Source organism: Microcoleus sp. PH2017_35_SFW_U_B (assembly GCF_020737865.1).
Classification (GTDB): domain Bacteria; phylum Cyanobacteriota; class Cyanobacteriia; order Cyanobacteriales; family Microcoleaceae; genus Microcoleus.
On record NZ_JAEQDE010000152.1, the window covers coordinates 7,662 to 18,249 of the forward strand.

A 10,588-nucleotide genomic window follows, 5' to 3' on the forward strand; every position below is an offset into this window, starting at 1 on the left:
GTTGCGCTTCAGCGCTCTTGGGGCTCAAGCCCAACAACATACCTTTCTTGGTACGTAGTTGCGCTTCAGCGCTCTTGGGGCTCAAGCCCAACAACATACATTTCTTGGTACGTAGTTGCGCTTCAGCGCTCTTGGGGCCCAAGCCCAACAACATACCTTTTAGTCGATCGCACCATCGGATTTTTCCTTAGCATCATAGCACGCGCCCATATGTACTTGGTTGCGACGCTTAGCAAGCTCAATCTGATGCTGCCGCTCTAATAAAGCTTGTTTTTTAGCTTCGGTTTTCGAGTCATGACAATGAGGACAACTCACGCCCAGGACAAAAAATTCAGAAGCCTTATCTTCCTCACTAATCGGGTGACGACAACCGCGACAAAGTTCATAGTTACCAGGTTTTAAATCGTGAACAACAGAAACCCGTTCATCAAAGACAAAACATTCACCTTCCCAACGACTTTCTGCTTCCGGAACCGTTTCCAAATATTTTAAAATCCCGCCTTCGAGATGATAGACTTCTTGAAAACCTTGCGATCGCAAAAAAGCAGTAGATTTTTCGCAGCGAATGCCACCCGTGCAAAACATTGCCACCTTGGGTTTATCGCGCAAAGCAGTTTCTTGCTGCACCCATTCAGGTAACTCGGAAAAGCTTTTGGTTTTGGGATTGATAGCGCCTGCAAAAGTACCCATAGATACTTCGTAGTCGTTACGCACATCAACTACGACAACATCAGGATCGTCAAGCAGCTTATTCCACTCATCGGGCTTGACATATTTGCCAGCCATGAGAGATGGATTAATATCGGGTATTCCCATCGTGACGATTTCGCGTTTTAAGCGGATTTTTAGGCGGTAAAACGGTGCTTTTTCTGAGAAAGATTCTTTGTGAACCAAATCAGCAAAACGCGCGTCACTACGCAAGAATGCCAGCACTGCGCGCACGCCCTCGGATGAACCGGCGATCGTGCCATTGATGCCTTCGGCTGCTAACAAGATGGTGCCTTTGACGTTGTTTTTGTTGCAACAATCGATTAGCGGTGCTTTCAGCTCGGCAAAATCGGATAGTTGAACGAATTTATATAATGCAGCGGTTAAGAAATTAGCCATAGATCGAATTGATAGCACTAATTGATTTTGATATAAATATGAAAATTCAGTTAAAGCGGACGGTGGGACTCGAACCCACGACGTTCAGCATGGGAAGCTGACATTCTACCACTGAATTACGCCCGCGCTTAGTCTGTTTTACTGGCTTTTACTTTTTAGGGATTGCGGTAAACCATGACTAGATAAATATTATACGACGATTTTGTGATTTTGAGTCAATGATTTTGAGAATTATTTTTTGGGGTTGCCGATCGCCCATGGCGGCAAAATTAATAGGGTGCGTCAGTCTCGATCGCCGGAATTTTTCGGACAAACCTGAGATCTGACGCACCGTACACTCCAAAAGCCTTCTCCTGACGCAGGAGGAGACGGCAGTGCCCGTTTCCCTACCCGGAGATATTCGATCGCCCTTGGCCTCTTTTCTTCCCCCGCACCCGATCGAAAATCCAGACTTGCAAGCCATCCATGTAGGTATAAACCACCGGAATTACCACCAAAGTTAATAGCGTAGAAGTCATCAAACCGCCAATTACCGCCATCGCCATCGGACTCCGCACCCCAGATCCCGCGCCAATTCCCAGCGCGATCGGCACCATCCCAGCTATCATGGCGATCGTTGTCATCAAAATCGGCCGCAACCGCGCTACACCAGAATCCAGCGTCGCCTCATACATCGGTTCGCCTTCCTTCTGATTCATAATCGCGTAATCAACCAGCAAAATCGAATTCTTCGTCACAATTCCCATCAGCAACACTACACCAATCAAAGCGTACAAACCGAGAGATTTTTGTCCCACCAAAAGTCCCAACAGCGCGCCACCCAAAGATAAAGGTAATGCCGCCATAATTGTCACCGGATGCAAGAAATTGGCAAACAACAGCACCAACACACCATAAATAAACAGTACCGCCGTTCCCAAGGCCCCCGCAAAACCGCTGAAAATATCCTGCATAACTTTTGCATCGCCCGAAGATTCTTGTTCCACGCCAGGGGGTAAAGGATTCATTGCAGGCAGTTTTTTCACCGCAGCAACAGCTTCTCCTAAAGTCGTACCTTGCAACAAATTGCCCTCTACAGATACTTGACGAGCTCTGTCATAGCGATCGATCTGAGAAGGCCCGCTACCCAAAGCAATATCCGCCACTGCCCTCAACGGTACTAAAGTATTATTTTTACCCGGTATTTGCAGATTCTTAATTGTTTCGATATCGCTGCGAAACTGCGGCGCCAACATCACATGAATCGGAATTTGTCGATCGGGCAAATCAAACTTAGCAAGATTTGAGTCAATATCTCCAATCGTTGCCAAAGAAGCAGTGCGAGCAATTTGTTGCACCGAAACACCCTGATCCGCCGCCCGATTTGGATCGGGTTTTACCAAAATCTCCGGTTTGACTAAACTCGCGCTAGATTGTACCTCAATCAGTCCCGGAAGTTGCCTCATTTGTTGCGTCAGAGTTTCCGCAGTTTTGGTTAAAGCCTCCGCATTTTCGCTCTTGAGGACGATCGACATTTGCTTCCTACCGCCCACACGCCCTTGAGCAAAACTCAGCCGCACACCGGGAACATCGGCAAGTTTCGGCCGCATTTCCTCCTCAAACTTCTGTTGTCCGATCCGCTGATTGGCGGGTTTCAATTTCACATACAGACTGGCTGTATTTACGCCGCTAGCGCCCCCTCCACCACCACCTGGCCCCCCGGATACTGTCGGAGCGCCTTCGGTCTCCAAAACGCTTTTTACGGCCCGATGGGCGAGCAATAATTTAGTTGCTTGCTGCACTGCTAAATCTGTCTGTGACAAGGTAGAACCGGGCGGCAATTCGATCGAGACTGTCGAAAGTCCGGTATCATCGCGATCGATAAAACCAGTCGGAATGAAAGGAATTAACTGAACGCTGCCGAAAAATAAAGCAACAGCTAAGATTAGGACGATCGCCCGATGCTTCAGCGCCCAAGTCAAAAGTCGGCGATACTGATAAGAAAGTTGGTCTTTTTTGAGTTCCGCCTCGTGTCCACTATCCTTAAACAAATAAGCCGCCATCATCGGAGTTACAGTGCGGGCTACTAACAGCGAAAATAACACCGATGCTGAAACCGTCACCCCAAAAGGTCGAAAAAACTGACCCGGAATTCCCGGCATAAAAGCCACCGGTGCAAACACCGAAACAATCGTCATCGTGGTAGCAACAACAGCTAAACCAATTTCAGCAGAAGCATCCAAAGCAGCTTGATAAGCCGTTTTCCCCATCCCGACGTGGCGTTCGATATTTTCAATTTCGACGATCGCATCATCGACCAATATACCCACCACCAGCGACAGCGCCAACAAAGTCATGCCGTTAAGCGTATATCCTACCATCCTCAGCACAGCAAAAGTAGGAATTGCCGACAGCGGCAAAGCCACAGCAGCAATCAAAGTCGCCCGCCAATCCCGCAGAAATATAAAAATCGTGACAATCGCTAAAACCGCCCCCAAAACTAAAGCATCAACAGAAGCTTCATAGGAATCTCGGATGTGATCTGCTAAAGTATAAATAAGTTCAAGCTTGACATCCGGCGGCAAAGTTTTTTCCATTTTCTTAACAGTTGCCCGCACCGCTTCTTCCACAGTCACGAGAGTGCTGCCGGTGCTGCGGAGGATAGCAAAAGCTACAACAGGCTTGTTATTGAGCCGCGCACCCTGACGCGCTTCTGCATAGCCTTCGTCAACTTTTCCCAAACTGGAAAGCGGCACAAAACCGCCTTTTGGTAAAGTAATTTGATAAGCTTTCAACTGTTCGATAGTTTTGGCGCTGCCGATGGTGCGAACTGTTTGCTCGGAATTGCCGATTTCAGTTCTGCCACCGGGAAGATTGATGTTAAAATTGCGAATTTGGTCGTTAACTTGGGTAGCTGTAATCCCCAAACTTTGCAGTTGTTCGGGGTTTAAATCAACTCGAATATCCCTGTCCCTGCCTCCAATTCGCTGCACTTGAGCGACACCTTTGACCGACAACAGGACGCGGCTGATGTTTTGGTCGATTAATTCGCTTAACTGTTCTACGGTTTGGCGATCGGAAACGACGGCGTAGGACATAATGGAACTACCGGCAAATTCCACCCGTTTGACGACTGGATCGTTGATGTCTTGGGGCAGGCTTTGGCGAATTTGGGCGATCGCATTTCGGACATCATTCGTAGCGCGATCGCTATTTGTGCCCAACAAAAAGTTAACTGTAGTATTAGAAGAACCATCATTAACAGTAGAAATAATGTGGTCAATATTCCCCAAACCCGCCACAGCATCTTCTACTTTTTTCGTAACTTGTGATTCAAGTTCGGCTGGATCTGCCCCCGGTTGGCTGACAGATATGGAAACTGAAGGCACATCGATGTTCGGTGAATCATCAATACCTAAAACCGGAAAGGATACTAATCCCCCGATTGTCAGAATTAAGAATAAAACAATCGTCGGGACAGGCTGTTTAATCGACCAAGCCGAAATATTAAAAGACATAATTGGAATGGGGAATGGGAATGGGGAATGGGGAATGGGGAATTGGTCATTGGTCATTGGTAATATAGTTATTCTTCTTGGAATTCTTGTGGAGTGGGCCGTAGAGCCGCTCCAAATATCTACTAACTAACTAATCTTCTTCTTTAAATTCTTGTGGGGTGGGCCGGAGAGCCCGCTCCAAATATCTACTAACTAACTAACTAATCTTCTCCTTAAAATTCTTGTGGAGTAGGCCGGAGAGCCCGCTCCAAATATGTAGTAGTAAGCAACTAATCGTAAGGTGCTTAGCGTGGAAAATTATTAGTCTGTCGTCGCCAAATTCTCACCTGACGCACCCTACAATAAATAATGACTACCAACTGTCAACTACCAACTGTCAACTGCCAACTGTCAACTGTCAACTGCCAACTGCCAACTGCCAACTGCCAACTGCCAACTACCAACTACCAACTGTCTACTGACTACTAACTTTAATCCGATCGCCATCCTTAAGATAACCAGCCCCAGCAACCACCACTTTATCGCCCGCCTTCAACCCCTTTTTAATCTGAACCTGAGCAGTCGTCAAATCACCAACCGCGCCCCCAGTAATCTCTCCAACTTCCACAGGTTGAGCCTGCACCTTGTCCTCGCCTACAAGTTTGTAAACAATAGAACTGCCGTCAGACTGTGGTAAAATAGCCTTAGCAGGGACTTTCAAACCTTGAGCCGTCGCCGTCGAAATCGAGGCGCGCAAAAACATTCCCGATCGCAAAAACTCACTTGTCGGCAAATCAATCTTCACCGTAGCCTGCCGATTTTGCGGGTCAACTAACGGCGAAATTTCTCGCACAGTTCCCGACAACTTAATCCGCTTATCAGAATCCGAAGTAATCTGCACCGCCGTTCCCGGCTGCACTTGAGAAACCTGAGTTTCCGGTACTTTTAATTGCAGTTCCAGCTTGTTTCCTCGAATAATCGAAAATAGTTTTTGACTTCCCGAAGAAACATCACCAACTCGACCAATTCTTTCAGATACAATACCGCTGTCCGGCGCTCGGACAATTGTTTGTTCGAGTTGAGTTTGCAACTGTTTCACTCGCGCATCATTACTGCGAACACCTGCTGCATTGTTCCCGACATTTGCGCGCGCGCTGCTGACAGCAGAGCCGGCCGTATTCACCTTAGCGCGGGCGCTGCTGAGGGCCGCTCTCGCCGTACTGATATTAGCTTCTGCTGTAGCTACTTTAGCTTGAGCCGATCGCACTTCTTCCGCCGCTTTGTTCTGTTCTTCCAAAGCTTTATTCAAATCAGCCTTAGCTTTGTTCACATCTTGAACAGCAGTATCTCGCTCGGTTTTGCGCTTTTCCAAATCTTGCTGGCTGATTACTCCCTGGGAAGCCAAATTTTGGGTGCGATTTACTTCTCTTTGAGCTTGAGCTAATTTAGCCTCAGCAGAAGCAATCCCCGCCTTAGCTTGCTCGACACCGGCTTTGGCTTGCTCGACACCTGCTTGAGCTTGGCCCACGCCCGTTTTGGCTTGCGCTGCGTCAGCGACGGCTTTTTCAACGCCGGCTTGGGCTTGAGCAACGCCGGCTTGGGCTTCTTGTTGGGCTGACTGGGCTTGTTGCACCTGAGCTTGCGCTTGTTCTACCGTAGAATCTGCCGATTCTACCTTAGCAGTGGCTTCGGCAATTTGCGATCGCAGCACCGAATCATCCAAAACCGCCATTACCTGACCTTTTTCTACCGCATCCCCTTCTTTTACCAAAACCTGCTTGATTTGCAAACCGTTGGCTTGCGGCAGCACCGGCAGCAAATCGTAGGGCGCCACAGTCCCCGTCGCTTCCAGAGTTTGAGCCACCTCGGCCGATTCCACAGCAGCCACTGTCACCGTCTGATGCGTCCCCTGCTGAGCCGCCGCTGGGGCTGCAACTGGGGGACGCGCGCTCTTCTGGCCCGCAGTCAAGTGTACTGCTAGCAGCGTTGCAGCTACGCCAATCCCTGCGCCCGCCAACAGCGTCGGCCACCTGAGTCCTTTACTGGGAGGAACTTCTGGTTCTTCAGCTTCGGAAACTTCTGATTGTTCGTCTGGAACTTCTAAGGCTATTTCTCGTTCATCTTCTTCAGAGGAGAAGTGCCAGCGAGAGGTATCTGAGATGCCAGTTTCAGGCGCATCCACTGCTGATTTGCTGTCGCGCCCGCTCTGCACGGGGACAAGCGGTTGCTGTTCTTCTGCTTCTGAAAAAACTTGATTCGTCACGGTAGTTCCTCCCGCCGGTTTGAGCCTGGGGTTTTTGATATTGTAAAGAAAGATTGCGGTTTTAATATCTAATTTATTTTAGCTGAGCGTGCGATCGGTCGCGCCTCCTCCTTGTGGGTGAGTGTGGCGCCATTTCACCTGATAATCGCGATTTCGATCCGAGGTTGTGCGATCGACCTTTGACTCGATCGGGATTTTGAGGCAGAGTAATCTTAGCGCGATTTGCGATCGCTTGCAGGGCGATCGGACTCAGATTTTCTGTCCCAGAGCGTTTTTACCATCACCAATTCATCACTGCCAAAAGAATTTAATCTAATATTGAACTGATTATTGCTAATCTATAGTTTAATATAGCGATCCTAAATCATTTGTGAACTTCTTCTTACTCCCTCCCCTTACTAAGGGGAGGGTTGGGGTGGGGTAAAAAAAATACGATTCATTTAGGATTGCTATATCTTTGTTGTATAATACGGCACAGAAGCTAAAAAACTTGTGCCAGTTTAATTGATAAAATCACAATGAATAGTGTATTTACTCCCGTCCAACAGTTTCTAATTACTTGGTTGCTAGTGCTAGTGACTGGATGGTTTACCCTGACTGCTATCAATTATGTTGGGGAACTGGTCAGCATTTTAGTAACAGCGGGACTGATTGCATTCTTATTAAATTATGCAGTAATCAGACTGCAAGTATTTTTGCCGCGGGGAATAGCTGCGGGGCTGGTTTATTTGATGGCGGGTGTGGTAGTCGCAGTCATCGGTTTAACTATTGTACCGCCCGTATTCAGTCAAGCGAGACAGTTGGGGGTGAGGTTCCCGGACTTGCTGGAGTCAGCGCGGCAGCAGTTAGGCGAATTTCAAGCGTGGAGTGCCGATCGCAATTTACCATTTGACGTGCAAATATTGGAACAGCAGTTATCAGCCAAAGTCCAGGAACAAGTACAAGCAATCGCAGGTACAAGTTTAGGCTTAGTTGTCGGTACAGTTAACTGGTTTCTCGACTTAATTTTTATCCTGGTAATTTCATTTTATATGCTGCTAGACGGTCAAAGAGTTTGGCAGGGTTTGACCAGCATTTTTTCGCCGGATATTCGCTATGTTCTCACAGATACTTTGCAGCGAAACCTCCAGCGATTTGTCTCGGGACAGTTATTGCTGGGACTCTTTATGGCGACCTCGCTAACTCTGGCTTTTTGGTGGCTGCAAGTGCCGTTTTTTCTGTTGTTTGCCGTGTTTATCGGATTGACAGAAATAATTCCGTTTATCGGAGCGACGCTGGGCATCGGCACTGTTAGTATAATTGTAGCGTTTATCGATTGGTGGCTGGCGCTCCAAGTGTTGGCAGTTGCGATCGGTCTCCAGCAAATCAAGGATAATTTAGTAGCACCCCGAATTATGGGCAATCTCACGGGGTTGAGTCCGGTAATTATTTTTACAGCTTTGCTCTTAGGAGGTAGAGTGGGAGGATTGTTAGGAGTTATCCTGGCAATTCCCCTGACTGGGGTGGTCAAAAGTATCGTGGAAATTGTACTCAATCCCAAATTACCTCCGCAAACAGGTTCGTTTTTCTACAATCCTTTTAACGGCGAGGAATTGGGGAAAATTGCCGAAAATGAAAATAGAATAATTTTGGTAGCCGATGAAAAAAAATAGTTTAAGGTTTGTAGTAAGGACTTCAGTCCTTCATTCAATTGACAGTTGACAGTTGACAGTTGACAGTTGACAAAGGAAGGAAGAGGATTGGAGTAATGAATAGTCTGATTTTAATTTTTCCCTACAAGGGTTCCGGCTTTCAACCAATTCTTTCTGCTAAAAATTGTATTAGTAACGAATTCAGCCCTTGCTACTGATTCCGTGAAGAAAGGATTAGGGGCATCTCAGTTTTGCTATTATGTGAGTGCGAGCGTCCCCGCTCGCTTCCTTATATGTAGCGAGCGGGGACGCTCGCACTCCTCAAACCGCTTCTTACTCTCCGAAAAAAACGCTCGCAAAGGACTAAAGTCCTCACTACAAACCTGGGAGGACTAAAGTCCTTACTACGAACCTAGGAGGACTAAAGTCCTTACTACGAACCTGGGAGGACTAAAGTCCTTACTACGAACCAACTTAAAATCTCAAACCTAAAACTTATGAAATGGTGGCAAAATCTTAAAAATAATCCTCTAGCTCGGTTGGGAGCCGTAGTGCTGTTAATTTTTTATACAGTCGCACTTTTTGCCGAATTTGTGGCTCCCTACGACCCCTACGACTCTCAATTAAACAGTTCCTTGCTGCCACCAACTCAGATTTATTTAAGCACCAAAGACGGGCGATTTATCGGCCCCCACGTTTACCCGACTGCTCAGGGGCCGGTGGATGCGAATACGGGCGCTCGCGAGGTAATTGTAGACTGGCAAAAACCATCTGCTGTTGGTTTGTTTGTCAAAGGTTCTCCCTATAAGTTTTTAGGAATTTTGCCTTGGGATATCCACCTGTTTGGCACTACAGGAGAAGGTAAAATTAACCTTTTAGGCACTGATGAACAAGCTCGCGATCAATTCAGCCGCTTAGTACAGGGCAGCCGCATTAGCCTCAGTATTGGTTTAGTTGGTATAGCAATTTCCTTTCCTTTAGGATTGTTAATCGGAGGAATATCTGGTTATTTCGGCAGTTGGATTGACAGTATTTTAATGCGCTTTGCTGAAGTATTGATGACGATTCCCGGTCTTTATTTATTAGTAGCTCTAGCGGCAGTCCTTCCGCCCGGATTGACAAGTGCTCAGCGATTTATTTTGATTGTGCTGATTACTTCATTTATCAGTTGGGCGAGTTTGGCGCGGGTAATTCGCGGTCAGGTACTGTCAATTAAACAGCTAGAATTCGTGCAAGCGGCGCGGGCTATGGGCGCCAACCCAATTTATATTATTGTCCGCCACGTGTTGCCACAAACTGCAACTTATGTAATTATTTCTGCTACTTTGTCGGTTCCGGGTTTTATTGTGGCGGAGTCGGTTTTGAGTTTGATTGGTTTGGGAATTCAACAGCCCGATCCTTCGTGGGGAAATTTGCTATCTTTGTCTACGAATGCTTCAATTATAGTGTTGCAGCCCTGGTTGGTTTGGCCTCCGGCGACGCTGATTATTTTGACTGTTTTGGCGTTCAATTTATTGGGGGATGGATTGCGGGATGCTCTCGATCCGAGAAGCATTCAAAGGTAATTGTTCATGGGGCATTGGTAATTGGTAATTGGTAATTGGTAATCTGGAATTGGGCATCGGTAATTGGTAATTCAAATATTTGTAGATACTGTCTTGACCTGTCAAGGGGTAGCGACTAAATAATTGGGATCGAAAGGCTTTTGGGACTTTAAAATCCCAAAAGCCAAATGCACCAATTTCCTCATCAAAGCACCAATCACCTGCATTTTGACCTGGACACGACCCAATAATCGGTCACTCATGGCCTTGAGTAACGGATTGTGACGCATCGCGACTACCGCAGGCAGATACAATGCCTTTCGCAGTCGGACATTGCCGGTACAAGACAAACGAGTTTTGCCTTTAACCGAAGTTCCAGAACTGCGTTCACAGGGAGTTAAACCCGCGTAAGCAGCTAATTGACGGGCATTATTGTAATCTTCAATCCGACCAACTTCAGCTAACAACACAGCAGCCGTCTGTTCTCCAATACCTGGAATCGAAGTCAACAGCTCGCGCTGCTGTTTTAAATGCGGATGTTGGTCAAAATGATCGCTAATCATTTTT

At 47.1% G+C, this 10,588-nt stretch carries 6 protein-coding genes and 1 tRNA gene; 2 read left to right on the plus strand and 5 right to left on the minus strand.

Features of this window, described 5'->3' with window-relative positions; translation table 11 throughout:
* Positions 1–159 precede the first annotated feature (159 nt).
* From JGK36_RS31710 to JGK36_RS31725, 4 genes are all read right to left on the minus strand, one after another.
* Positions 160–1,107, minus strand: a complete 948-nt coding sequence (locus JGK36_RS31710; protein WP_293199146.1) for a rhodanese-related sulfurtransferase — start codon at positions 1,105–1,107, stop codon at positions 160–162.
* Between the two features lie 54 nt (positions 1,108–1,161).
* Positions 1,162–1,233, minus strand: a tRNA-Gly gene (locus tag JGK36_RS31715).
* A gap of 260 nt (positions 1,234–1,493) precedes the next feature.
* Complete coding sequence (locus JGK36_RS31720; RefSeq protein ID WP_366035293.1) at positions 1,494–4,661, minus strand: efflux RND transporter permease subunit; 3,168 nt, start codon at positions 4,659–4,661, stop codon at positions 1,494–1,496.
* 397 nt (positions 4,662–5,058) lie between these two features.
* The gene (locus JGK36_RS31725) at positions 5,059–6,846 is read right to left on the minus strand and encodes an efflux RND transporter periplasmic adaptor subunit (protein WP_293199152.1); all 1,788 of its coding nucleotides are present in this window, start codon (positions 6,844–6,846) and stop codon (positions 5,059–5,061) included.
* Between the two features lie 518 nt (positions 6,847–7,364).
* Here JGK36_RS31725 and JGK36_RS31730 point away from each other — a divergent pair.
* Together JGK36_RS31730 and JGK36_RS31735 are read left to right on the plus strand one after the other, a co-directional pair.
* Positions 7,365–8,498: an AI-2E family transporter gene (locus JGK36_RS31730; RefSeq protein ID WP_293179855.1), complete on the plus strand. Its 1,134-nt coding sequence runs from the start codon at positions 7,365–7,367 to the stop codon at positions 8,496–8,498.
* A 476-nt stretch (positions 8,499–8,974) separates the two neighbouring features.
* The gene (locus JGK36_RS31735; protein ID WP_293179852.1) at positions 8,975–10,042 is read left to right on the plus strand and encodes an ABC transporter permease; all 1,068 of its coding nucleotides are present in this window, start codon (positions 8,975–8,977) and stop codon (positions 10,040–10,042) included.
* Between the two features lie 101 nt (positions 10,043–10,143).
* Here the strand turns inward: JGK36_RS31735 and JGK36_RS31740 are convergent.
* On the minus strand, positions 10,144–10,588 hold a 445-nt coding region (locus tag JGK36_RS31740), incomplete at its 5' end, for a transposase (protein ID WP_293199154.1).

Bases quoted from the DNA above. Each gene is read 5' to 3' on its own strand.
- JGK36_RS31710 (WP_293199146.1), bottom strand. From the start codon at position 1,107: ATGGCTAATTTCTTAACCGCTGCATTATATAAATTCGTTCAACTATCC.
- JGK36_RS31720 (WP_366035293.1), bottom strand. From the start codon at position 4,661: ATGACCAATGACCAATTCCCCATTCCCCATTCCCCATTCCCATTCCCC.
- JGK36_RS31730 (WP_293179855.1), top strand. From the start codon at position 7,365: ATGAATAGTGTATTTACTCCCGTCCAACAGTTTCTAATTACTTGGTTG.
- JGK36_RS31735 (WP_293179852.1), top strand. From the start codon at position 8,975: ATGAAATGGTGGCAAAATCTTAAAAATAATCCTCTAGCTCGGTTGGGA.